Origin of the sequence: Rathayibacter sp. AY1D1, from assembly GCF_002932635.1 — a bacterium.
Lineage (GTDB): Bacteria > Actinomycetota > Actinomycetes > Actinomycetales > Microbacteriaceae > Rathayibacter.
The window spans coordinates 23859-48137 of sequence record NZ_PSVY01000003.1 but is presented as its reverse complement, the minus strand read 5'-3'; the positions used below and the strand labels follow the sequence as shown (position 1 = coordinate 48137).

Below are 24279 nucleotides of genomic sequence, written 5' to 3'. Positions count from 1 at the left end.
GCTCCGTTCCTGCTCTCTCACCCTCGGTTGCGGACGAGCGCGTGCGGGCGGATCAGGCGAAGGCCTCGATGGGCGGGCAGGCGCAGACGAGGTTGCGGTCGCCGTAGGCCTGGTCGATCCGGCGGACCGGCGGCCAGTACTTGCCGCGCACCAGCGAGCGGACCGGGTAGACGGCCTGCTCGCGGCTGTAGGGGTGCGTCCACTCCTCGGCCGTCAGGCACTCGGCGGTGTGCGGGGCGCCGCGCAGCGGGTTGTCGTCCACCGGCCACTCCCCCGCGCCGACGCGGTCGGCCTCGGCCCGGATCCCGATCATCGCGTCGATGAAGCGGTCGATCTCGGCGAGGTCCTCGCTCTCCGTCGGCTCGACCATCAGGGTCCCGGCGACGGGGAAGCTCATGGTCGGGGCGTGGAAGCCGTAGTCGACGAGGCGCTTGGCGACGTCGTCCACGGTCACTCCTGTCGCCGCCGTCAGCGGGCGGATGTCGAGGATGCACTCGTGGGCGACGAGCCCGTTGTCCCCCGTGTAGAGCACCGGGTAGTGCTCGCGGAGGCGCGCGGCGACGTAGTTGGCCGAGAGGACGGCCGCCCCGGTCGCGGCCCGCAGGCCCTCCTCGCCCATCATCCGGGCGTACGCCCACGAGATCGGCAGGATGCCGGGGCTGCCGTAGGGCGCTGCCGACACCGGTGCGCCGCCGTGGACGATCCGCTCGCCCTGCGTGCCCACGCCGTGCTCGAGCCGCTGCGCGAGCGGGTGACCGGGCAGGAACGGCGCGAGGTGCGCCTTCGCGGCGACGGGACCGACGCCGGGACCGCCTCCGCCGTGCGGGATGCAGAACGTCTTGTGCAGGTTGAGGTGCGAGACGTCGCCGCCGAAGTCTCCGAAGCGGGCGAAGCCCAGAAGCGCGTTGAGGTTCGCGCCGTCCACGTACACCTGTCCGCCGGCCTCGTGGACGAGGCGGCAGATCTCGGCGACCTCGTGCTCGTAGACGCCGTGGGTCGACGGGTAGGTGATCATCAGCGCGGCGAGGGAGCCCGCGTGCTCGGCGATCTTCGCCCGGAGGTCGTCCAGGTCGACGTTGCCGAGCTCGTCGCAGGCCACGACGACGACGCGCATGCCGGCGAGGACCGCGCTCGCGGCGTTGGTGCCGTGGGCGCTCGAGGGGATCAGGCAGACCGTGCGGTCCTCGTCGCCGTTCGACCGGTGCCAGCCGCGGATCGCCAGCAGGCCCGCGAGCTCGCCCTGCGAGCCGGCGTTGGGCTGGAGCGACACGGAGTCGTAGCCGGTGAGGTGGGCGAGCCACCCCTCCAGCTGGTCGATCAGCGCCAGGGAGCCCTGCACGTCCGCCTCGGGGGCGAACGGGTGCAGGTCCGCGAACTGGGGCCAGCTGACCGCCTCCATCTCGGTGGCGGCGTTGAGCTTCATGGTGCAGGAGCCGAGCGGGATCATGCCACGGTCCAGCGCGTAGTCCGAGTCGGCGAGGCGCTTGAGGTAGCGCATCATCGAGGTCTCGCTGTGGTGGCTGCTGAAGACCGGGTGCACGAGGAACGGCGTGCGGCGGTCGAGCTCGGCGGGGATGCTCCGCGCGGAGCCGCTGAGGAAGCCGAACGACGAGTCCAGCTGCCCGACGGCGGTCGCGACGGCGATCACCTCGAGGTCGGTGACCGTCTCGTCGATCGACACCGAGACCGTGTCGGCGTCGACCAGGCGCACGTCGAAGCCTGCCTGGCGGGCGCGGGCGACCGCCGCCTCCGCGCCGCCGGGCACGACGACCGAGACGGTGTCGAAGAAGTCGGCGTGCCGGAGGGAGTGGCCCCGGTCGAGGAGGAGGCGCGCGAGGAGCGCGGCCCGGCCGTGCACGCGCTCGGCGATCGCGGCGAGCCCGTCCGGCCCGTGGTAGACCGCGTACATCGCCGCCATGACCGCCAGGAGGACCTGCGCGGTGCAGATGTTCGAGGTCGCCTTCTCGCGGCGGATGTGCTGCTCGCGGGCCTGGAGGGACAGGCGGTAGGCGGGGTGGCCGTCCGCGTCCTGGCTGACGCCGACGAGGCGGCCGGGCAGCTGGCGCTCGAGTCCCTTGCGGACGGCGAGGTAGCCGGCGTGCGGTCCTCCGAAGCCCAGCGGGACGCCGAAGCGCTGCGTGGTGCCGACCGCGACGTCCGCGCCGAGCTCGCCCGGCGAGCGCACCAGGGTCAGCGCGAGCAGGTCGGCGGCGACGACGGCCAGGCCGCCGTGGGCCTTCACCGCGGCGAGCACCGCCGACGGGTCCCAGAGGTGCCCGGACGCGCCGGGGTACTGCACGAGGGCGCCGAAGCACTCCGGCACCTCCTCCGCGGCGGTGCGCGAGAGCGGGAGCTCGACGATGCGGATGCCGACGGCCTCCGCCCGGCCGCGCAGCAGCGCGAGGGTCTGCGGGAGAGCGTCGGAGTCGACGACGAAGACGTCGGTGCGCGCCTTCGAGGCGCGGCGCGCGAGCAGCATCGCCTCGACGACGGCCGTACCCTCGTCGAGCATCGACGCGCCGGCCGTGTCGAGGCCGGTGAGGTCGGAGACCATCGTCTGGAAGTTGATCAGCGCCTCCAGGCGCCCCTGCGAGATCTCGGGCTGGTACGGCGTGTAGGCCGTGTACCAGCTGGGGTTCTCGAGCACGTTGCGCTTGATCACGGCGGGGGTGTGCGTACCGTAGTAGCCGAGGCCGATCATCGGCCGACGCACCGTGTTCCTCGCGGCGAGGGCGCGCAGCTCGGCGAGCGCCTCCGTCTCGGTGGCCGGAGCGGGCAGCACCTGCGGGAGGTCGCGGACGTGGATCGACTCGGGGACGGCGGCGGTGACGAGCTCCTCCACGGAGTCGTACCCGAGAGCCGCGAGCATGGTGCGCTGCGCGTCGGCGTCGGTCCCGATGTGGCGGGACTCGAAGGCGCCGGGGGTCCTGGTGGCCGCCATCTACTCGCCGACCAGCTCGGTGTAGGCGGCGGAGTCGAGGAGGCCGTCGGGCAGGGCGTCGAAGCGGACCCGGATCAGCCACCCCTCGCCGAACGGGTCGGAGTTGACGAGCTCGGGGCTGTCGACGACGGCCGTGTTGGCCTCGAGGACCTCGCCGTCGACGGGGGCGAACAGCTCGCCCACCGACTTGGTCGACTCGATCTCGCCGACGACGCTGCCGCCCTCGACGCGGGCTCCCGCCTCGGGGAGCTCGACGAAGACGACGTCGCCCAGCTTGTCCGCGGCGTAGGCGGTGATGCCGACGGTCGCGACCTCTCCGTCGACCCGGATCCACTCGTGGTCGGAGGTGTACTGCAGCTCGGTGGGCACGGCCATGTCAGTTCTTCTTTCTCGAGTAGAAGGGGAGCTCGGTGACGGTCATCGGGAGGCGCGTGCCGCGGATGTCGACGGCGAGCGCCGTCCCGGGCTGCGCGGAGGCGGGGGCGACGTAGGCCATCGCGATCGGGACGCCCAGGGTCGGCGAGAGGACGCCGCTGGTGACCACTCCGACCTCGTCGTCGCCGGAGAGGACGGTGTAGTCGGCACGGGCGGCGCGGCGGCCCTCGCCGACGAGCCCGACGAGCACGGGAGCGTCTCCGGAGGGACCCTCCTCGCTGGCCGCGCGGCCGACGAAGTCGATCGGCTTCCCGAAGGCGACGACGCGGCCGAGGCCGGCCTGTGCGGGGAAGACGTCGCGGGAGAGTTCGTGGCCGTAGAGCGGCATGCCCGCCTCGAGGCGGAGGGTGTCGCGGGCGGCGAGGCCGGCGGGGACGAGGCCCGCTCCGGCGCCGGTCTCGGCGAGAGCCTGCCAGAGCGTGGGAGCGGAGTCGGGCGAGACGTAGATCTCGAAGCCGTCCTCGCCTGTGTACCCGGTGCGCGCGATCAGGATCGGGTGCGCCTCGAAGGTCGCGGGCACGGCGCGGTAGTAGCGCAGCTCCGCGAGCAGGCGGGCGGCGTCGTCCGTGTCGAGCACCGACTCCGCTCCCCGCTCGGTCTCGACGGCGAGGCCCTGGACGTTCTGCAGGATCTCGAGCGAGCGCGGGCCCTGCAGCGCGATGAGGGCGACGTCGTCGCTCTCGTCGAACAGCTCGCACTCGAACATCGCGGTGCGGTCGCGGAGCGTCTCGACGACGATGTGCCGGTTGGCCGCGTTCGCGACGACCATGAAGCGGTCCTCGCCCGTGCGGTAGACGACGAGGTCGTCGATCACGCCGCCCGTGCGCTCCAGGAGAAGGGTGTACTTCGCGCGGCCGGCGGCGACGGCCGAGATGTCGCTCGCCAGCGCGTAGTCGAGGGCGTCGACCGCCTCGGGGCCGACGACGAGGATCTCGGCCATGTGCGAGAGGTCGAAGAGGCCGGCGGCGGTGCGCACGGCGTGGTGCTCGGCGAGATCGCCGGAGTAGCGGACCGGCATCTGCCACCCGGCGAAGTCGGTGAAGGACGCGCCGGCGGCGACGTGCACCTCGTGCAGGGGCGAGTAGCGGGCTTCGGGGCTGGTCGTCGGGGTCTCGGACATGAGTTCTCCATTTCGTCGCAGTGCTGGACTCGCGCCGCGTTCGCGGCAGAGCACAGCAGTGCCGTGGGAACTCCCCCTCTGTCGTGGAGCCTGAGAGATTCGCGCCGCCCCGAGGGGTCGAGCGCTTTCACCATGGGCGGATCCGAGCGGATCGCTTTCCAGAGTGGCCAGTTCGACGCGGTACAAGACCTGAGAGATTGGCGGGGAGGCTTGCTCCTTCGGTGCCGACCGGAGTCGGCTCTCCCGCGTCGCGTATTGCGGCCCGGTATTCGGTTCTGCGGTCAGCCTAGCGGTGAGGGCGGACCCTGCGCGGCGTGTCGCCTCTTCCGCTAGGTGTTCAGGTGTTCGTGACACTAAGGTGATCTCAGCACTTACAGTCGGTGCGACTCTTAGTAGGGGGCACCGGATGCCGGACGTGCAGCTCGCCGTGTCGACGGTGATCTTCGCCCTGCGGCCGCACCCGGAGACCGGAGCGAGCACCGTCTGGATCCCCGTCGTCCGGCGCATCCGCGAGCCGTTCGAGGGACTCTGGGCACTGCCCGGCGGACCGCTGCATCCGGACGAGGACCTCGCCGAGTCGGCCCGCCGCACTCTCCGCGAGACCACGGGCCTGGCTCCGCGCTACCTCGAGCAGCTCTACGCCGTCGGCGGCACCGACCGCTCCCCCGGCGAGGACCGCGTCGTGTCGATCGTCTACTGGGCGCTCGTGCGCTCCGCCGAGGCCGACGAGGCCATCGTGGGAGAGAACGTCGCCTGGCTCTGCACCGATCTGCCGCTCGAGCTCGCCTTCGACCACGGACTGATCGTCGACTACGCCCTCTGGCGCCTGCGCAACAAGATGGAGTACTCCCGCATCGCGCAGGCCTTCCTCGGCGGCGCCTTCACCCTGTCCCAACTGCGGGAGGTCCACGAGGCCGTCCTGCAGAAGCCCCTCGACCCGGCCAACTTCCGCCGGACGATCGAGAGCTCCGGCACCGTGGTGCCCACCGGGGAGCGCCTGACGGGCACCCGCCACCGTCCCCCGCGCCTCTACCGCTACGACGAGTCGGCGGCGCTCGTCGACAACGGCCCGCTGCCCGTCTGAGCGCGCCGCCCGACTCCCCCACCCGCCTCACGAGGAGAACACCGTGACATCCGTCGACAGCACCATCCGGCTCATCGAGGGCGGCTCCGCGCCCGGCGCCACCTGCGCGCCCGAGCTCGCGGAGGCCCCCTGGTCGTTCGACCTCGGCCTGCCCGCCTACGGGCCCGGCGCCTCCCAGGCCGACCCGATCCCGGCCGACGCCCCGGTCCAGGGACGTCTGCCGGAGGAGTACACGACGGCGAGCGCCGACGAGCTGCACCACCGCATCCTCGCGGCGAAGGAGACGCTCGGCGAGCGGGTCGTCGTGCTCGGGCACTTCTACCAGCGGGACGAGGTGGTGCAGTACGCCGACTACGTGGGCGACTCGTTCCAGCTGGCGAAGGCGGCGACGAGCCGGCCCGACGCCGAGGCGATCGTCTTCTGCGGCGTGCACTTCATGGCGGAGACGGCCGACATCCTCTCCGGTCCGGAGCAGGCCGTGATCCTCCCGAACCTGGCGGCCGGCTGCTCGATGGCGGACATGGCCGACATCGACTCCGTCGAGGACGCCTGGGCCGAGCTCACCGAGCTCTACGGCACCGAGCCGGACGCCGACGGCCGCGTGCCGCTCGTCCCGGTCACGTACATGAACTCCTCCGCCGCGCTGAAGGCGTTCTGCGGCCGCAACGGAGGCGTGGTCTGCACCTCCTCGAACGCGGCGACCGTGCTCGAGGACGCGTTCGCGCGCGGGCAGCGGGTGCTGTTCTTCCCCGACCAGCACCTCGGCCGCAACACCGCCAAGGCGATGGGCGTGCCGCTGGAGCGGATGCCGATGTGGAACCCGCGGAAGCCGCAGGGCGGCTCCGACACCGCGACGCTCCTGGACGCGCAGGTGATCCTCTGGCACGGATTCTGCTCGGTGCACAAGCGCTTCACGACGGCCCAGATCGCGAAGGCGCGCGCCGAGCACCCGGGCGTGCGCGTGATCGTGCACCCGGAGTGCCCGATGGCGGTCGTCGACGCGGCCGACGAGTACGGCTCGACCGACTACATCGTGAAGGCGATCCAGGCGGCACCCGCGGGATCGACCTTCGCGATCGGCACCGAGATCAACCTGGTGCAGCGCCTCGCCGTCCAGTACCCGCAGCACACGATCTTCTGCCTCGACGACGTGGTCTGCCCCTGCTCGACCATGTACCGCATCCACCCCGGCTACCTCGCCTGGGTGCTCGAGGGACTGGTCGCGGGGACGGTGCTCAACCGGATCGAGGTCGCGGAGTCGGTGCAGGCCGAGGCGCGCATCGCCCTCGAGCGGATGCTCGCGGCCGTTCCGCCCGCCGGGCCGGCGGCGGTCTGACATGGCGCGGGTCGTCGTCGTCGGCAGCGGCATCGCCGGGCTGGTCGCCGCGCTGACGGCGCAGCGCCGCCACGAGGTGCTGCTCGTCACCAAGGGCGCGCTGGCGGAGTCGTCGACGCGCGCCGCGCAGGGCGGGATCGCCGCGGTCACGGCGCCGGGCGACTCCGTGGCGCTGCACGTGGAGGACACGCTCACCGCCGGTGCGGGCCTCGCCGTGCGCTCGGCGGTCGAGGTGCTCTGCGCCGAGGGGCCGGAGGCGGTCGCGGTGCTGCAGGAGTGGGGCGTCGGCTTCGACCGCGAGGGCGGCGAGCTGGCGCGGGGACTCGAGGGCGCCCACTCGCGTCCGCGGATCCTGCACGCCGGCGGCGACGCGACGGGCGCCGCGATCGAGGCCGCGCTCGTGGCGGCGGTGCGGGGCTCGTCCGTCGAGGTGCGCGAGCACGCCGCCCTGGTCGACCTGGTGCGGGAGGGCGGCTCGGTCACGGGCGCCGACGTCCTGCACGACGGCGTGCTCGAGCGCCTGACGGCCGACGCGGTCGTGCTGGCCACGGGAGGCGCCGGGCAGCTCTACCGGCACACCACCAATCCGTCCGTCGCGACCGGGGACGGGCTGGCCGCCGCACTGCGGGCGGGAGCGGAGACGGCGGACCTGGAGTTCTACCAGTTCCACCCGACCACGCTCGCGCTGCCGGGCGGCTTCCTCGTCTCGGAGGCGGTGCGCGGCGAGGGCGCGGTGCTGCGCGACGCCGCGGGCGAGCGGTTCCTGGTCGGGGTGCACCCCGAGGCCGAGCTGGCGCCGCGCGACGTCGTGGCGCGCGCGATCGCGGAGCGGATGCGGCTGCAGGGCGGGCTGCCCGTGCACCTGGACGCCCGGGCGATCGACCCCGAGGTGCTGGCGAAGAGGTTCCCGACGATCTCGGCGGCCTGCCGCGAGAACGGGCTCTCGCTCGCCGACGACCTGCTGCCCGTGACTCCGGCCGCGCACTACTGGATGGGCGGGATCGCGACCGACCTGGACGGGCGCACCAGCCTCCCCGGGCTGCTCGCAGTGGGCGAGGTCGCCCGCACCGGCGTCCACGGCGCGAACCGCCTCGCCTCCAACAGCCTGCTCGAGGGCGTCGTGTTCGCGCGCCGCGCGGCGCTCGCCCTCGACTCCCTCTCCTGGAGCGGCGGCCCGGTCGCGCCTCCCCGCGCCGTCGTCCCGATGACGCTCGACCGCACCGCTCTCCAGGACGCGATGTGGGCGGGAGCCGGCCTCTCCCGGGACGCGGCGGGGCTCACAGCGGCGCGCGACGCGCTCGTCGCCTCCGCCTCGCCCGCTCCGCTCGGACTGAGGACGCTCGAGGACGCGAACCTGCTGACCTGCGCCCTCGCTCTCATCGACGCCGCGACCGCGCGCACGCACTCCGTCGGCGCCCACCACCGCACCGACTCCCCCGACCCCGCGACGGCGAGCGCCGCCGCCCCCACCAGAGAGGCGGCCCTTCCGTGCTGACCCGCCAGAGCATCGACCGCGTCGTCACCCTCGCCCTCGAGGAGGACGCGCCCTGGGGCGACCTGACCTCCGACACCCTCCTCCCCGCGGACGCCACCGCGAGCGCAGCCCTCGTGGCCCGCGAGCCCGGCGTCTTCAGCGGCGGCGCCGTCCTCGTCGGCACGATGCGGCAGGTCGACTCCCGGATCCGCTGCTCGGTGCTCGTGGAGGACGGCGCGGTCTTCGAGGCCGGGCAGACCCTCGCCCGGATCGAGGGCCCCGCGGGCGGCGTGCTCCGCGGCGAGCGGGTCGCGCTCAACCTCGTGCAGCGGATGAGCGGCATCGCCACCCTGACGGCGCAGTACGTCGCCGCGGTGGAGGGGACGCGCGCCCGCATCGTCGACACCCGCAAGACCACGCCGGGCCTGCGCGCGCTCGAGAGGCACGCCGTCCGCAGCGGCGGCGGCCGCAACCACCGCTTCTCGCTCTCGGACGCGGTGCTGGCGAAGGACAACCACCTCGCGGTGCTCGCCGCGCGCGGGATCGACCTGACCGCGGCCCTGCGGGCGGCGCGCGCCTCGATCCCGCACACGGCGCACCTCGAGGTCGAGGTCGACCGGCTCGACCAGATCGAGCCCGCGCTGGCGGGAGGCGCGGACACGATCATGCTCGACAACTTCACCCCCGAGCTGCTCCGCCAGGGCGTCGCCCTCATCGGCGGGCGGGCCGTGGTCGAGGCGAGCGGCGGCGTCGACCTCTCGACCGTGCGCGCGATCGCGGAGGCGGGGGTCGACGTGATCTCCGTCGGCGCGCTCACCCACAGCGTCCGCTCGCTCGACCTCGGCCTGGACATCGCGGTCGAGTGATCTACCTCGACCACGCCGCGACCTCGCCCGTGCGCCGCGAGGTGCTGGAGGCCATGTGGCCGTTCCTCACCGCCGAGTACGGCAATCCGTCGAGCAGCCACTCGCTCGGCGACGCCGCGGCGCGCGCGCTGGAGGCGGCGCGCGCTCACGTGGCCCGCTTCCTCGGCGGCCGCGCCTCCGAGACGCTCTTCACCTCCGGCGGCACGGAGTCGATCAACACGGCGGTCAAGGGCCTCGCGCTGGGGTCGCCGCGCGGACGGCACCTGGTGATCTCGGCGCTCGAGCACGAGGCGACCGTCGAGTCGGCCGACCACCTCCGGCGCCTGCACGGCTTCGAGGTGTCGACGGCCCCCGTCGACGCGACCGGCCTGCTCGACCTCGACGCGCTCGCCGCGCTGGTCCGGCCGGACACCGCGCTGGTCTCGGTGATCGCGGCGAGCAACGAGATCGGGACGGTGCAGGACGTTCCGGCGATAGCGGCGCTCTGCCGATCGCGGGGCGTGCCGCTGCACGTGGACGCCGTCCAGGCCGCCGGCTGGCTGGACGTCGCGGGCTGGGGCGCCGACGCGGTCTCGGTCTCCGGGCACAAGCTCGGGGCGCCGAAGGGCGTGGGGGCGCTGCTGCTGCGCAGCCGGCTCCCGTTCGAGCCCCTGCTGCACGGCGGCGGCCAGGAGCGGGAGCGGCGCTCGGGCACCGAGAACGTGGCCTTCGCGGTCGCGCTCGGCACCGCGGTGCGCCTGCTCGACCCGGACCGCGCGGCGCGGGTCGGAGCCGTCCGGGACGCGTTCGCCGAGCGGGTCGCGGCCCTGGCGCCCCGGGCCGTGCCGCTGGGCTCCGCGGCGCACCGGCTCCCCTCGATCGCCGCCTACGCCGTCCCCGGGCGCAGCGGCGAGTCGACGCTCCTCGAGCTGGAGGAGCGCGGCGTCGTCGTCTCGAGCGGCTCGGCGTGCGCCGCCGGGCGCGACGAGCCCTCGCCCGCGCTGCTGGCCCTCGGCCTCGACCCCGACGTCGCCCGGACCGCCGTGCGGTTCAGCTTCGGCGAGGGCGCCACGCTCGAGGAGGCCGAGGCCGCGTCCTCCGCGCTCTCCGCGGTCCTCACCTGAGACCTCTCGCAGCGGATCCCCGTCGATCGGGAATGTCCGGGGCGTCCGCCGCTGTTCTCCGTCCGTACCCCGCATCCGCGCCCGCGAGTCGAGCCGTCGATGCGCCCCTCACACCGATCCCCCTCACGACCGGAGAACACCTGTGACCGAGCGCAGCACCCTTCCCGCCGCGCGGCCCGCCGCACCCGCCGCCGCCACGACCCTCGAACCGCGCAGCCGCCTGGTCATCAGCCTCCTGCTGGTGTCGGCGTTCGTCGTGATCCTCAACGAGACGATCATGAGCGTGGCGCTGCCCGACCTCATGCGCGACTTCGACGTCGAGGCGCACGTGGGCCAGTGGCTCTCGACCGCCTTCATGCTCACGATGGCCGTCGTCATCCCGATCACGGGCTACCTGATCCAGCGGCTGCACACCCGCACGCTCTTCGCCGCCGCGATGATCCTCTTCAGCCTCGGCACCCTCACCGCCGCGCTCGCCCCGACCTTCGCGGTCCTCCTGGCGGCCCGCGTGGTGCAGGCCGGCGGCACGGCCATCATGATGCCGCTGCTGATGACGACCGTGATGACGCTGGTGCCCCCGGCGATCCGCGGCCGGATGATGGGCAACATCTCGATCGTCATCTCGGTGGCTCCGGCCGTCGGACCGACGATCTCGGGCGTCATCCTCAACTTCCTCGGCTGGCGCTGGATGTTCTGGATCGTGCTGCCGATCGCGATCGGCGCGCTGCTCCTGGGCCTGCGCAAGGTCGAGAACGTCACCGAGCCCCGCTCCATCCCGATCGACTCGCTCTCGGTCGTCCTCTCGGTCTTCGGCTTCGGCGGCCTCGTCTACGGACTGTCGAGCCTCGGCGAGGGCGGAGGCGCTGTCGTCGCGCCGTGGATCCCGTTCGTCGTCGCGGGCCTCGGCCTCGCGGGCTTCATCGCGCGCCAGCTGCTGCTGCAGCGCACCGACCGGGCCCTGCTGGACCTCCGGACCTTCACCTCCGCGAACTTCACCATCGTCATCGCGATGATGGCGGTCAGCATGTCGGCGCTCTTCGGCACCCTGATCCTGCTGCCCCTCTACACGCAGAACGTGCTGGGCCTCACTCCGCTGGAGACCGGGCTGCTCCTGCTCCCCGGCGGCCTGCTGATGGGCCTGCTCGCGCCGTTCGTCGGCCGCGGCTACGACCGCTTCGGCCCGCGCGTGCTGCTCGTGCCCGGCTCCATCGTCGTCGCCGGCGCGCTGTGGGGGTACACCCTGCTCGCGGCGGACTCGTCGCCCTGGTTCGTCCTCTCGCTGCACGTGACCCTCAGCCTGGGCCTCGCCTTCGTCTTCACGCCGCTGTTCACCGCCGGCCTCGGCTCGGTGCGCCCCTCGCTCTACTCGCACGGCAGCGCGATCATCGGCACCGTGCAGCAGCTGGGCGGCGCGGCGGGCACGGCGCTGTTCGTCACCGTCCTCTCGATCCGGTCGGCGGAGCTCGCGCAGGGCGGAGCCGACGAGGTCGCCTCCTACGCCGGGGGCATCCACTCCGCGTTCCTGTGGGGCGCGTCGATCGCGACGGTCGCGATCGTGGCCGCGTTCTTCGTCCGCCGCCCGGCGGAGTCGGACGCGCCGCTCCCGATGGCGCACTGAGCCGGGCGGGCCGACCCCGCCTGTTCACCTCCGCGTCACTCCGCCTCCCTACGGTGTCGCCCCGGCCGCCGCGCTCCCGATCGCGCGGCCGGGACGGAGACGAGACGTGACCGAGACGGCCGGCCCCCAGGACGTGCTCGACGCCGGAGCGGCCACCCCGCCTCCCCGCACGCTGGTCGACGTCCTCCGCGACACCGCGGAGCGCCACCCGGACGCCTCCGCCCTGGAGGACCCGGCCGGCGCGCTCAGCTACCGGGAGCTGCTGGCCCGCACGGTGCAGCTCGCGGGCGAGCTCACCACCGCAGGGGTCCGACGCGGCGACCGCGTCGGGATCCGCATGCCCAGCGGCTCCCGCGAGCTCTACCTCGCGATCCTGGCCGTCCTCGCCGCGGGAGCCGCGTACGTCCCGGTGGACGCGGACGACCCCGAGGAGCGGGCGCGCCTCGTCTTCGGCGAGGCCGCCGTCCGCGGCGTGATCACCGGCTCCGGCCGCTTCGAGCGCACCGGCGCCGACGAGCCGGCCGCGCGCCTGTTCACCGCGAGCGCGCCGCACCCGAGCACGGCGTCGATCCCGCTGCTGCAGCCGCCCTCGCTCGAGGACGACGCCTGGATCATCTTCACCTCCGGCTCCACCGGAACCCCCAAGGGAGTGGCGGTCAGCCACCGCTCCGCCGCCGCCTTCGTCGACGCCGAGGCGCGCCTGTTCCTCCAGGCGGAGCCGCTCGGCCCCGGGGACCGCGTGCTGGCCGGTCTCTCCGTCGCGTTCGACGCGTCCTGCGAGGAGATGTGGCTCGCCTGGCGGCACGGCGCCTGCCTCGTCCCCGCTCCCCGCTCGCTGGTCCGCAGCGGCATGGACCTCGGCCCCTGGCTGACCACGCACGGCATCACCGTGGTCTCGACCGTGCCGACCCTCGCGGCGCTCTGGCCCGCGGAGTCGCTCGAGAACGTCCGCCTGCTGATCTTCGGCGGCGAGGCGTGCCCGCCGGAGCTCGGCGAGCGCCTGGCCGTCGAGGGCCGCGAGGTCTGGAACACCTACGGGCCGACCGAGGCCACCGTCGTCGCCTGCGCCGCGCCCCTCGGCGGGCCTCCCCCGGTGCGCATCGGGCTGCCGCTGGACGGCTGGCGGCTCGCCGTCGTGGATGCGGACGGGCAGCGGGTCGGCGAGGGCGACGTCGGCGAGCTGGTCATCGGCGGGGTCGGGCTCGCGCGCTACCTCGACCCGGTCAAGGACGCCGAGAAGTACGCGCCGGCACCGCTCCTGGGCTGGGAGCGGGCCTACCGCTCCGGCGACCTGGTGCGCTTCGAGAGCGCCGGCCTGGTCTTCCAGGGGCGCGCGGACGACCAGGTGAAGCTCGGCGGTCGGCGGATCGAGCTCGGCGAGGTCGAGGCGGCGCTGCAGGCGCTCCCCGGAGTCTCGGGGGCGGCGGCCGCGGTCCGCACCACGGCGGCCGGCAACCAGGTCCTCGTCGGCTACCTGGCCCTCGCCGGCGGCCGGGAGCTCGACCGCGATGCGGCGCTCGCCCGCCTGCGTGAGGAGCTGCCCGCATCCCTCGTGCCGCTGCTGGCCGTGGTCGAGGAGCTGCCGACCCGCGTCTCCGGCAAGGTCGACCGCGCCGCACTCCCCTGGCCGCTCGCCGTGGGCACGACCGAGGACGCCTCCCTCGACCCCGAGGAGGCGTGGCTCGCCGCCCTCTGGCGCGACGTGCTCGGCGTGCCGGTCGACGAGCGGGCGAACTTCTTCGACCTCGGCGGCGGCTCCCTCGCCGCCGCCCAGCTGGTCGCGCGGATCCGCGAGCGCGACCCCGAGTTCACGGTCGCCGACGTCTACGCCCACCCGCGTCTCGCGGCGATGGCCGCCGAGATCCAGAGCCGCTCGACCGGCACTGCGGAGGTGTCCGCTCACCGCATCGCGCCGGTCCCCCTCAGGATGCGGGTGCTGCAGACCCTCCTCGGCGCACCGCTGCTCGTGCTCGGCAGCGCCCGCTGGGTCACTGCGATCCTCACCGTCACCGCGGTGCTCGACCTGGTGCCGGGGTTCGGCTGGCTGCCCACCGCTCCGCTCGCCGCGCTGATCCCCGCGTTCGCGCTCTTCCTCACGCCGTTCGGGCGGATGGGGCTCACCGTCCTCGCCGCGCGCACCCTGCTGCGCGGGATCCGAGCCGGAGACCACCCGCGCGGCGGGAGCGTGCACCTCCGGCTCTGGCTGGCCGAGCAGATCGCGTTCCAGCTCAAGGCCGTGAGCCTCGCGGGCGCGCCCTGGGTCGCCTATTACGCCCGCGCGCTCGGCGCCCGCATCGCCGACGACGTCGACCTGCACTCCCTCCCTCCGCTGACCGGGATGCTCACGCTCGGGCGCGGCGCCGCGATCGAGCCGGAGGTCGACCTCTCCGGCTACTGGATCGACGGCGACGTCCTGCGCGTCGGCGCCGTCCGGGTCGGCGCCGGCAGCACGGTGGGCGCGCGCAGCACGCTCCTCCCCGGCGCCCGGATCGGCAAGCACGCGCAGATCGAGCCGGGATCGGCCGTCTTCGGGCGAGTGCCGGCCGGGCAGCGCTGGGGAGGATCCCCCGCCCAGCGGCTCGGCAGGGCGAACGCCGGGTTCCCCTCGGAGCGCCCGGCGCGCCGCCCGGGCTGGGTCTGGGCGTACGGAGCGTCCGCGGTCGGCCTCGCGGCGGTCCCGGTCCTCGCCCTCGCGGCCGGGCTCGCCGTCGTGGCCGCCGCCGTGCGCGGCTCGGCCGGCCTCGGCGCCGCGCTCGGGCCGGCTCTCGTCGCCCTCGTGCCCGCCGTCGCCGTCTCCGGAGTCGTCCTCGCCGCCCTCGTCGTCGTCCTGGTGCGCCTGCTCGGCCGGGGCGTCGAGCCGGGCACCCACCCTGTGCGCGGTCGGATCGGCTGGCAGGTCTGGTCGACGGAGCGGCTGCTCGACTCCGCGCGGGTCCTGCTCTTCCCGCTCTACTCGGGCCTGTTCACCCCGGTCTGGCTGCGGCTCCTCGGCGCGAAGGTCGGACGCGACGTCGAGGCCTCGACGGTGCTGCTCCTGCCCGCGATGACGACCATCCGCGACGGCGCGTTCCTCGCCGACGACACGCTCGTCGCCTCCTACGCGCTCGGCGGCGGCTGGATGCGGCTCGCCCGCGCGGAGATCGGCGAGCGCGCGTTCCTCGGCAACTCCGGCATGGCCGCGCCCGGCCACACCGTGCCCGCCGGCGGACTCGTCGCCGTCCTCTCCTCCGCGCCCCGCAAGTCGAAGGCGGGCTCGTCGTGGCTGGGCTCACCTCCCGTGCGGCTGCGGCGCACCGTCGTCGAGGCGGAGTCGGCGCGCACCTTCCGCCCGGCCCGCCGACTCCGCGCGGCCCGCATCGCGTGGGAGCTCGGCCGCTTCGTCCCGGTGGTCGTCTCGGTCGCGATCGGCCTCGGCGTGGTCGCCGGACTGCTCGCGCTGATCCAGACGCTCGGGGCGGTGCTCGCCGCGCTCGCGGGAGGCGTCGTGCTGCTGGCCGCCGGGGCGGTCGCCGCGGCCGTCTCCACCGCCGCGAAGTGGATCCTGATCCAGCGGGTCGAGCCGAGCGAGCAGCCGCTGTGGTCCTCGTTCGTCTGGCGGAGCGAGCTGGCCGACGCCTTCACCGAGATGGTCGCCGCGCCCTGGTTCGCCCACGCCGCCGCGGGCACTCCGGCGCTGGTCTGGTGGCTGCGGAGCCTCGGCGCCCGGATCGGACGCGGCGTCTGGTGCGAGAGCTACTGGCTCCCCGAGGCCGATCTGATCTCGCTCGGCGACGGAGCGACCGTGAACCGGGGCTGCGTCGTGCAGACGCACCTGTTCCATGATCGAATCATGAGCATGGATCTCGTGAGCCTCGACGCCGGCGCCACCCTGGGCCCGCACAGCGTGATCCTCCCCGCCGCGCGGATCGCCGAGCACGGCACGGTCGGCCCGGCCTCGCTCGTCATGCGGGGGGAGCTCGTGCCCGCGGGCAGCCGCTGGAGCGGCAACCCGATCGGCCCGTGGCGCGAGGTGCGCGTCGCCGACTACCACGCGCCCGTCGCGTGAGCCCCGCGCTGACCGGGCTCGAGACCGCCGGCGACCCCTACGTCCCCGGCATCGGGAACACCGGCTACCGCGTCGAGTCCTACGACCTCGACCTCGACTACCGCGTCGCCTCGAACCGCCTGGCCGGCCGGGCCGTGCTGCGGATCGTCGCGCTGCAGCCGCTCCGGCGGTTCTCCCTCGACCTCTCCCGGCTCCGCGTGGCCCGCGTCCGGATCGACGGACGCCGCGCCCGCCACGAGCAGGCGCCGCACAAGCTGCGGGTGTCCCCCGCCGAGCCGCTGGCCGCCGGCGAGAGCGTCGACGTCGAGATCGAGTACAGCGGCCACCCCGCCCCCCGCGCCACCCACTGGGGCGAGCTCGGCTGGGAGGAGCTGGAGGACGGGGTGCTCGTCGCCTCGCAGCCCTCCGGCTCCTCCACCTGGTTCCCCTGCAACGACGACGTCGCCGAGAAGGCTCCGTACCGCCTGCGCGTCACCGCCGAGGAGGGCTACGCCGTGCTCGCGAACGGGGTGCTCATCGACTCGAGCGCCCGCTCCGGCCGCCGCACCTGGCTCTACGAGCAGCGCGAGCCCAGCGCCGCGTACCTCGCCTCGGTGCAGATCGGCCGCTACGCGATCGAGGAGTGCGTGCTCGCCGGCGTCGCGGTGACCCTCGCCCGCCCCGCCGCCCTGGCCGCTCGGGTCGCGCACGACTTCGCTTCGCTCGAGCGCATGCTCGCCCTGTTCATGCGGCTGTTCGGGCCCTACCCCTTCGCCCGCTACTGCGTCGTCGTCACGGCGGACGAGCTGGAGATCCCGCTCGAGGCGCAGGCGATGGCGGTGTTCGGCGCCAACCACGCCGACGGCCGCGGCGGCTCGGAGCGCCTCATCGCGCACGAGCTCGCGCACCAGTGGTTCGGCAACAGCGTGGGCATCGCCCGGTGGCGCCACATCTGGCTCAACGAGGGGTTCGCCTGCTACGCGGAGTGGCTGTGGTCGGAGGAGTCGGGCCGCGCCACCGCCGACGCCTGCGCCCGCCGCCACCACGCGGTGCTGCGGGCTGCGGCGCAGGATCTCGTGCTCGCCGATCCGGGGCCGGTCGCACTCTTCGACGACCGCGTCTACAAGCGCGGCGCGCTCACCCTGCACGCGCTGCGGCTCACCGTCGGCGACGAGCCCTTCCTCCGGCTGCTGCGGGAGTGGACGTCCCGCTACTCCTCCGCCGCCGTCACCGACGAGGAGTTCCGCGAGCTCTGCACCGAGGTCCTCGGCGAGGGCGTGGACGACCTGCTCGACACCTGGCTCCTCGACGAGGAGCTGCCGCCGCTACCGTCCCGGCGCTGACACCAGCGAGTCCGCGAGCGCGTCGCCGTGCTCGCGCCGCCAGCCGATGATGGGCCCGGCGCCCGCGTCCCCCATCGGCCCGAGGGCGACGCTGACCCGCAGCGCGGGGTCCAGCTGCGGCTCGGCCAGCCGGAAGCGGACGCCGTCGATCCGCGCCTCCGCCGCGTGGTGCGACTCGTGCACGTGCACCCGGCGCGGGTCGAGCTCGAGCCCGCGGCCGTCCGCCTTCAGCGCGGCCTCGATCCGGGTCCAGTGCAGGACGGGGTCGGCGGGGCGCATCCCGCCCGTGGCGAAGGGCGCCCCGGCGATGCGCGTGATCCGCTCCCCGCGCTCGGGCGTGCCCAGCGTCGGCTCCACATCGACGCCGACCGCACCGGCGCTGCTCGCCGCGACCACGACGGCGCCCGCGCAGTGCGCGATGCTCACCGACAGCAGCTCGAGCGCGATCCCGCGTCCCTCCAGCCGCGGCCGGCCGTGCGCGCCCCCGCAGCGCGGGCAGCACGCGACGACCCGGACCTCCGACGCGCGCGTCCCCGTGAGCTCGGCCGCGAGCATCCGCAGGAGCACCCGCCCGAAGACGAAGCGCTCGGCCGCCGACGCGGCGACCGTGCCGGTGTAGCGCTCGCGCTCCTCGTCGCTCAGCAGCGGCAGCAGCCGCTCGGCGTCCAGCGTCTGCTCGTCGAGCGCCAGCCAGCGCAGGTGCACCCCCGGCAGCTCCGCGCCGATCCCCGACTCCCCCATGTCCGTCCCCCCGGTCAGCTCGTTGCGGCGTGCTCGCCGCGCTCGTACACGTCCGCGGCCGATCCGACGATCAGCGGGTCCGGACCCAGCGGGCCCACGACCTCCTCGTCGCGTCCGTCGTAGTCGTAGAGGCTCAGGACGTAGCGCATGGCCTCGAGCCGGGCGCGCTTCTTGTCGTTGCTCTTCACGATGGTCCAGGGAGCGTCGGCGGTGTCGGTCGCCGCCATCATCGCCTCCTTGGCCGCGGTGTAGTCGCCCCACTTGTCGAGCGAGGCGAGGTCCATCGGCGAGAGCTTCCACTGGCGCACGGGGTCGATCATGCGGATCGTGAACCGGGTGCGCTGCTCCTCCGCCGAGACCGAGAACCACAGCTTCACCAGATCGATGCCGTCGCCGACGAGCATCCGCTCGAACAGCGGCGTCTGGCGGATGAACTCGTCGTACTGCGCCGGCGTGCAGAAGCCCATCACGCGCTCCACGCCGGCCCGGTTGTACCAGGAGCGGTCGAAGAGGACGATCTCGCCGGCGGCCGGCAGGTGCGAGACGTAGCGCTGGAAGTACCACTGACCGGCCTCGCGCTCGGTCGGCTTCTCGAGCGCGACCACGCGGGCTCCGCGCGGGTTGAGGTGCTCGGTGAAGCGCTTGATGGTGCCGCCCTTGCCCGCGGCGTCGCGCCCCTCGAACACGACCACGAGTCGGCGCCCGTGCTTCTTGATCCAGTTCTGCAGCTTCAGCAGCTCGATCTGGAGGAGGCGCTTGCCCGCCTCGTACTCCTCGCGCGACATCCGCTCGTCGTAGGGGTAGCCCTCGCGCCAGGTGTCGACCTGCGTGCCGTCGCGGCGCAGGAGCACCGGATCGTCGTCGTCCTCGTCCAGCACGACGAGGTCCCGCGCGTCGGCGGGTGTGAGCGTGCGGAGCAGCTCGGGAGTGGGACGGAGGGCGTCATCGGCGGTGTCGGGCACGGAGGGACGCTAGTGCGCCCGTGCGACGCTCCGGTGAACGGCGGGTATCCCCGCGTCTGCGGGGAGGACGGTCGGACGGGCTGCCGCGCCGATCGCGGTCCCGGCCGCCGGATGCGCAGGCTGATCACGGCGGCTGTACGCGACCGAGGCTGCAGTGCTCGATCCGGTGCGTTCCCGCGAGGATCGACCGGCTCCGCCTCGTCTCGGGACGGCGTCAGCCGGTGAACGCCGCAGGAGGCAGGTCGGTCTCGCCGTCCTCGACCGCGTCGAGCAGCCGGTCGACCACGTCCTGCGGCGCCAGACCCGCGCCGAAGCGGGGCGCGTCTCCCGCGAGCGGGTGCCGGGACAGGTCGGTCTCGGTATGGCCGGGGCGCGCGTCGAGCAGGAGGACGCCCGCCCGCTTGTACTCGCGGGCCGAGGCCTTCACGAAGGAGTGCAGTGCCGCCTTCGAGGCGGAGTACGCGGCGAGTCCCGCGGTCGGAGCCTCCGCCACCACGCCGCTGATGGTCAGCGCGAACGGCTCGCGCCCCTCGCCCGCCGACGCGACGAGCGACGGCAGCGCGGCGGTCAGCACCCGGATCGGCGCCAGCGCGTTCACCTCGACGAGCTCCTCCAGAACGGCCGGATCGAGCTCGGCGGAGGGCCCGAAGGCCACGACGCCCGCGGCCACGACGACGCCGTCGAGGCGCCCGTGCCGCTCGAGCACCTCGGCGACCACGCGCCGGGGCTCGTCCTCCCCGCGCAGGTCGGCGACCAGGGGTGCCTCGCCGAGCGCCGCGGAGTCGCGCCCCGAGCGCACCGCGACGGCACCGCGCGCCTCCAGCGAATCGGCCAGGAGGCGGCCGAGGCCGCCCGAGGCTCCGAGGACGAGGACGACGGCACCGTCGAGACGAGTCATGTGGCGAGCCTAGACGGGTGCGCTGTCGCGGATCGGCACTACCGTCCGAGCGACCGGGCCCCTACCGTGAGGCCCATGACACGACTGCAGAGCCGTGCCGTGCTGCAGCGCCTGCTCGAGGTCCTCGAGGATCCCGCCCCCGTCACCATCGGCCACGCGCGTCACGTCCGGATGCTCGTCCGCGAGGCTCTGGAGTGGATCGCCGGCCCTCGGGCGCAGGAGTCCGGTGCGTGGAGCGGCCCCGCTTCGGGAGAGCCCGCGGCCGCGCTCGCCCCCGAGGATCCCGCCGCCACGGACCCGGGTCTCTGACGCTCCCGCCCTCCTCGTAGACTCGTTCGCCGGAGGAACGGGGGGGTCGATGGACGAGGGTGCGCCGGCGGGCTGGTACCGCGACGAGGCCCATGCGGCCGAGATGCGCTGGTGGGACGGCAGGCGGTTCACCGGGGCGCGCCGCTCCGCGCAGGACAGTGCCGCGGTGGTGCGGGACGCACCCGTCACCCCCGTCACGGAGCGCGTCGTCTACCGCCTCCCGAACGCCGACGGCGCCCCGAGCGTCGACGCCCTCGCCGAGGCCGAGCGGATCGAGGAGATCGCCGATCTGATCGACCGCACGCTCAAGGCGGGCGACATCGACGAGCGGACCCTCGAGGTCGATCTGATCCCCGAGCCCGACCACCCCACCGGCCTCGACGCCGTCTCGGTCCGGGCCGGCGGCCGCGTCCTCGGCTACCTGCCGAACGCCACTGCGCACCGTGCCGCCCTCGACCGGGTCGTGGCGAGCGGAGCCGTCCCGGTCACGACCGCGCGCCTCCGGGTCGAGCGCGGCGAGGAGGGGCTGCGGGCCGTCCTCCGCGTCGCCCTCGTCGCCCCGGAGCTGCTCGTGCCGCTCAACGAGCCGCCCGTCGAGCGCCACTCGATCCTCCCCTGGTCGCGGGGCCTGCCGGTCCTGCGCGAGGACGAGCACTTCGCCCGCCTGTCGACGGTGGTCCCGGCGAGCGGCCGCGGCCTGCTGCTGCTGACCCTGCACACCACGGGCGACCTCGTCGAACTCCGACTGGACGGCGAACGGGTCGGCGAGCTCTCACCGACCCTGTCGGCAGACTTCACCCCGACCCTCCGCCATCTCGCGAGCCTCGGCCTCGTCGCCGCCGCCTACGCCTCCCTCCGCGGATCGCCGCTGAAGGTCGAGCTCACGCTGCAGGCCGCGAAGGCCGCGGACCTGCCCGCCGAGTGGGTCGACGGCCGCCCGGTCACGCTCCCCCGACTCCTCCCGCCGGCTCGGACCTACTCCGTCCCGCCCGCGTACACCGCACCGATGCGTCCCACTCCCCGCAGCTCCGAGGCGGTCTCCCGCTCGGTCCGCCGGACCGTCGCCTGGGTGGTCGTCGGCGTCTGCACCCTCGTCGGGCTGTCGAGCTGGCTGATCGGGGACGTGCTGAACTGACGGGCGGAGCGGACGTCCGCGGACGTGACCGGCCTCGTGTCGGACTCCCGGGGTCGGCGATCCCGCACCTCCGTGCAGAAGCGCCCGGCTCGCGGATCCGGGGATCCGAGCGAACCGGGCGCCTCGAGCCGAGCGCGGCCGTCCTACACGTTGAAGCGGAACTCCACGACGTCGCCGTCCTGCATGACGTAGTCCTTGCCCTCGATGCGGGCCTTGCCCTTCGCGCGTGCCTCGGCGATCGAGCCGGTCTCGACGAGGTCGTCGAACGAGATGATCTCGGCCTTGATGAAGCCCTTCTGGAAGTCGGTGTGGATGACACCGGCGGCCTGGGGCGCGGTCCAGCCCTTACCGATGGTCCAGGCGCGCGTCTCCTTCGGGCCGGCCGTGAGGTACGTCTGGAGGCCCAGGGTGTCGAAGCCGATGGTCGCGAGCTGGTTGAGGCCCGACTCCGTCTGGCCGGTCGACTCGAGCATCTCGGCGGCGTCGGCCTCGTCGAGGTCGATCAGCTCGGACTCGATCTTCGCGTCGAGGAAGATCGCCTTCGCCGGCGCGACCAGGGCTGCGAGCTCTGCCTTCCGGGCGTCGTCGGTCAGCACGGCCTCGTCGACGTTGAAGACGTAGATGAAGGGCTTGGCGGTCAGCAGGCCCAGCTCGCGGATCGGCTCCAGATCGATCGAGGAGGCCGACAGCGGCTTGCCCTGGTCGAGGAACTCGCGCGCCTTCTTCGCGGTCTCGACCACGATCGGCTCGATCTTCCTGCCCTTGAGCTCCTTCTCGTAGCGGGCCTCGGCCTTCTCGAGGGTCTGGAGATCGGCGAGGACCAGCTCGGTGTTGATCGTCTCCATGTCGCTGGCGGCGTCGACCTTGCCGTCGACGTGGACGACGTCGGAGTCCTCGAAGCCGCGGATGACCTGCGCGATGGCGTCGGCCTCGCGGATGTTCGCGAGGAACTTGTTGCCCAGGCCCTCGCCCTCGGACGCGCCGCGCACGATGCCGGCGATGTCGACGAAGGAGACGGGCGCCGGGAGGATGCGCTCGGAGCCGAAGATCCCGGCGAGCACCTCGAGGCGGGAGTCGGGCAAGTTCACCACACCCACGTTCGGCTCGATCGTCGCGAACGGGTAGTTCGCCGCGAGCACCGTGTTCTTGGTCAGTGCGTTGAAGAGCGTCGACTTGCCGACGTTGGGGAGACCGACGATTGCGATAGTGAGAGCCACGGGCATCCATCCTACGGCGTGGCGGCGGAAGGGCCGGGCGGGCGGGGCGCGGAGGAACGGGAGGCGCCCGCCCGCGGCCGGCGGGTGCTCCCGCCCGCTCGGGGCGACGCGCGCGCGACGCTCCCTGCGGCGTCGGAGGTGCGTGAGAGGCTGGAGCGTGCCCATCGACTTCACCGCCATCGACTTCGAGACCGCCAACTCGCACGGGGCCTCCGCGTGCTCCGTCGGGCTCGTGAAGGTCCGCGACGGCCGAGTCGTCGACCGCGCCGGCTGGCTCATCCGCCCGCCGTTGGGGTACGACGACTTCCTCGAGTGGAACACGCGGATCCACGGCATCCGCAAGCACGACGTGCACGCCGCCGCCTCCTGGGTCGACCAGTTCGCCGACCTGGCGGCCTTCGCCGGCGAGGACGTGTTCGTCGCGCACAACGCCGGCTTCGACATGGGCGTCATCCGCGCAGCCTGCGCGGCGACCTCCCTCGAGCACCCCGAGTACCACTACCTCTGCTCGCTGCAGCTCGCCCGCAAGACGTACGAGCTCGACTCCTACCGCCTCCCCGTCGTCGCCATGGCCGCGGGCTTCGAGGACTTCCGCCACCACGACGCGTCGGCCGATGCCGAGGCGTGCGCCGCGATCGTCGTGCACGCGGCCCGGCGGCACGGCGCCGCGAGCATGGCCGAGCTCGGCGAGCTGGCCGGCGTCTCCGTGAAGCGCCTGCGCCCGAAGGCTCCCGCCGCCGCCTGACGTCCGTCATGCCGAGTCTGCTCGAGACGATCGGCTCAGCCGCGGGGGTCGCCGAACCAGGTGCTGAAGATGCGCCAGAAGTTCCGGTTCCCGTAGGCCGAGCAGTCGTCGCCCTCGCCGTAGAGGTTCGCGAGCGCCGCCGCGTTCGGCTGGTACGGCGTGTAGTAGTAGAGACCCGCCGTGGCCGCGTTGGCGATCGTCACCGGGGCGGTGCCGCAGGACTCGTCCGGGGAGTAGCGGACGTCGCTGGCCGCGCCGACCGGGTACCAGTCGAAGCTCGAGTCCGGATTCCGGTAGCGCTGGAACTGCCACGCCGCTCCGTACACCTGCGCCGCGAAGCCGTAGGAGTCCGTGTCGCAGTCGGCGGTGTCCGGGCAGCCGTAGCCCGTGGCACTGCGGAACTGCCGCTCGCTCGGCTCCGGATCGGTCACGAGCGACTGCTCCTTCTGCAGCAGCACCAGGAGGACGGCCGGATTCAGCCCGCACGCGCCGGCGACCGAGGTGATGATCTCCGCGGCCTGGACGTCGCGTCCGGCGGGCAGCGCGTTGCACTGCTCGTCGGCCGTGATCGCCGCGGTGTCCTCGGCGTAGTCGCGCAGGCACGGCACCGGCCCGCCCGCGCAGTCGGGGACGCGGGCGTCGAGGAACGCCTGCACCGTGAGCGGTCCGAGCGCGTCGCCGTCGAAGAAGACCTCGTCGGAGATCAGGTCGCCCGGGTCGAAGTCGGCCGCGACGGGGCCCGGCTGGAGGAAGGTCCACAGCCGGACGGTCTGCGGCTCGGACGGCACCGCTGCGAGGCGCGTGCCGTCGACGGAACCTCCCAGCAGGAGTGCCACCAGCGCCGCGACGACGACGACCGCACCGCCCCGCCGGCGTCGGAGGCCGGTCGGGGACGGTGCGGTCGGGGTCATCCCTCCACGCTAGTGGC

19 protein-coding genes and 1 riboswitch are annotated in these 24279 nt (G+C 73.9%); of the genes, 11 read left to right on the top strand and 8 right to left on the bottom strand.

Annotated features, from left to right (window positions below):
• Positions 1–52 precede the first annotated feature (52 nt).
• From gcvP to gcvT, 3 genes are read right to left on the bottom strand one after another with little or no spacing between them, the layout of a single operon-like run.
• Complete coding sequence (gene gcvP / locus C5C56_RS03185) at positions 53–2941, bottom strand: aminomethyl-transferring glycine dehydrogenase (RefSeq protein ID WP_104319098.1); 2889 nt, start codon at positions 2939–2941, stop codon at positions 53–55.
• Positions 2942–3316 (bottom strand): glycine cleavage system protein GcvH, encoded by a 375-nt coding sequence (gene gcvH / locus C5C56_RS03180; RefSeq protein WP_104237541.1) that lies wholly within the window; start codon positions 3314–3316, stop codon positions 2942–2944.
• Position 3317: 1 nt separating this feature from the next.
• Positions 3318–4496 carry a glycine cleavage system aminomethyltransferase GcvT gene (gcvT, locus tag C5C56_RS03175; RefSeq protein ID WP_104222970.1) on the bottom strand — a complete coding sequence of 393 codons (1179 nt, stop codon included), beginning with the start codon at positions 4494–4496 and terminating at the stop codon, positions 3318–3320.
• Between the two features lie 168 nt (positions 4497–4664).
• A riboswitch (glycine riboswitch) is annotated at positions 4665–4752 on the bottom strand.
• A gap of 150 nt (positions 4753–4902) precedes the next feature.
• Here gcvT and C5C56_RS03170 point away from each other — a divergent pair.
• From C5C56_RS03170 to C5C56_RS03135, 8 genes are all read left to right on the top strand, one after another.
• Entirely contained in the window at positions 4903–5580 is a 678-nt protein-coding gene (locus C5C56_RS03170) for an NUDIX domain-containing protein (protein ID WP_104222969.1), read from the top strand.
• A 43-nt stretch (positions 5581–5623) separates the two neighbouring features.
• Positions 5624–6916, top strand: coding sequence for a quinolinate synthase NadA (nadA, locus tag C5C56_RS03165; protein ID WP_104222968.1), 1293 nt, complete (start codon positions 5624–5626; stop codon positions 6914–6916).
• A gap of 1 nt (position 6917) precedes the next feature.
• Positions 6918–8411 carry an L-aspartate oxidase gene (gene nadB / locus C5C56_RS03160; protein ID WP_104309072.1) on the top strand — a complete coding sequence of 498 codons (1494 nt, stop codon included), beginning with the start codon at positions 6918–6920 and terminating at the stop codon, positions 8409–8411.
• Positions 8405–9256: a carboxylating nicotinate-nucleotide diphosphorylase gene (gene nadC / locus C5C56_RS03155; protein WP_104266935.1), complete on the top strand. Its 852-nt coding sequence runs from the start codon at positions 8405–8407 to the stop codon at positions 9254–9256. The genes nadB and nadC overlap by 7 nt, the downstream gene beginning before the upstream one ends.
• Positions 9253–10359 (top strand): cysteine desulfurase family protein, encoded by a 1107-nt coding sequence (locus C5C56_RS03150; protein ID WP_104319097.1) that lies wholly within the window; start codon positions 9253–9255, stop codon positions 10357–10359. The genes nadC and C5C56_RS03150 overlap by 4 nt, the downstream gene beginning before the upstream one ends.
• Positions 10360–10501: 142 nt before the next feature.
• A complete protein-coding gene (locus tag C5C56_RS03145) occupies positions 10502–11977 on the top strand; it encodes an MDR family MFS transporter (RefSeq protein ID WP_104319096.1) in 1476 nt (491 codons plus the stop codon).
• 106 nt (positions 11978–12083) lie between these two features.
• Positions 12084–16022, top strand: coding sequence for a Pls/PosA family non-ribosomal peptide synthetase (locus C5C56_RS03140; RefSeq protein ID WP_181137552.1), 3939 nt, complete (start codon positions 12084–12086; stop codon positions 16020–16022).
• Positions 16019–17344, top strand: a complete 1326-nt coding sequence (locus C5C56_RS03135; RefSeq protein ID WP_258065553.1) for a M1 family metallopeptidase — start codon at positions 16019–16021, stop codon at positions 17342–17344. The genes C5C56_RS03140 and C5C56_RS03135 overlap by 4 nt, the downstream gene beginning before the upstream one ends.
• Here the strand turns inward: C5C56_RS03135 and C5C56_RS03130 are convergent.
• The 3 genes from C5C56_RS03130 to C5C56_RS03120 form a co-directional block, all read right to left on the bottom strand.
• Positions 17327–18085, bottom strand: a complete 759-nt coding sequence (locus C5C56_RS03130) for a 4'-phosphopantetheinyl transferase superfamily protein (protein WP_104319094.1) — start codon at positions 18083–18085, stop codon at positions 17327–17329. The two genes, C5C56_RS03135 and C5C56_RS03130, sit on opposite strands and share 18 nt — an antisense overlap.
• Before the next feature lie 14 nt (positions 18086–18099).
• Positions 18100–18960: a polyphosphate kinase 2 gene (gene ppk2 / locus C5C56_RS03125; RefSeq protein WP_244230712.1), complete on the bottom strand. Its 861-nt coding sequence runs from the start codon at positions 18958–18960 to the stop codon at positions 18100–18102.
• A gap of 301 nt (positions 18961–19261) precedes the next feature.
• Positions 19262–19945: an SDR family oxidoreductase gene (locus C5C56_RS03120; RefSeq protein WP_104272618.1), complete on the bottom strand. Its 684-nt coding sequence runs from the start codon at positions 19943–19945 to the stop codon at positions 19262–19264.
• Between the two features lie 75 nt (positions 19946–20020).
• Between C5C56_RS03120 and C5C56_RS03115 the strand changes: the two genes are divergently transcribed.
• Both C5C56_RS03115 and C5C56_RS17460 read left to right on the top strand, forming a co-directional pair.
• Complete coding sequence (locus C5C56_RS03115; protein ID WP_104345335.1) at positions 20021–20254, top strand: hypothetical protein; 234 nt, start codon at positions 20021–20023, stop codon at positions 20252–20254.
• A 49-nt stretch (positions 20255–20303) separates the two neighbouring features.
• Positions 20304–21389, top strand: coding sequence for a DUF2510 domain-containing protein (locus tag C5C56_RS17460; RefSeq protein ID WP_146086439.1), 1086 nt, complete (start codon positions 20304–20306; stop codon positions 21387–21389).
• A gap of 143 nt (positions 21390–21532) precedes the next feature.
• Here C5C56_RS17460 and ychF read toward each other — a convergent pair whose 3' ends face one another.
• A complete protein-coding gene (ychF, locus tag C5C56_RS03105) occupies positions 21533–22606 on the bottom strand; it encodes a redox-regulated ATPase YchF (RefSeq protein WP_104222958.1) in 1074 nt (357 codons plus the stop codon).
• Between the two features lie 157 nt (positions 22607–22763).
• Between ychF and C5C56_RS03100 the strand changes: the two genes are divergently transcribed.
• A complete protein-coding gene (locus C5C56_RS03100) occupies positions 22764–23351 on the top strand; it encodes an exonuclease domain-containing protein (protein WP_104272615.1) in 588 nt (195 codons plus the stop codon).
• A gap of 35 nt (positions 23352–23386) precedes the next feature.
• Here the strand turns inward: C5C56_RS03100 and C5C56_RS03095 are convergent, their stop codons facing one another.
• Positions 23387–24262 (bottom strand): hemagglutinin, encoded by an 876-nt coding sequence (locus C5C56_RS03095; RefSeq protein ID WP_104319093.1) that lies wholly within the window; start codon positions 24260–24262, stop codon positions 23387–23389.
• Positions 24263–24279: the final 17 nt, after the last annotated feature.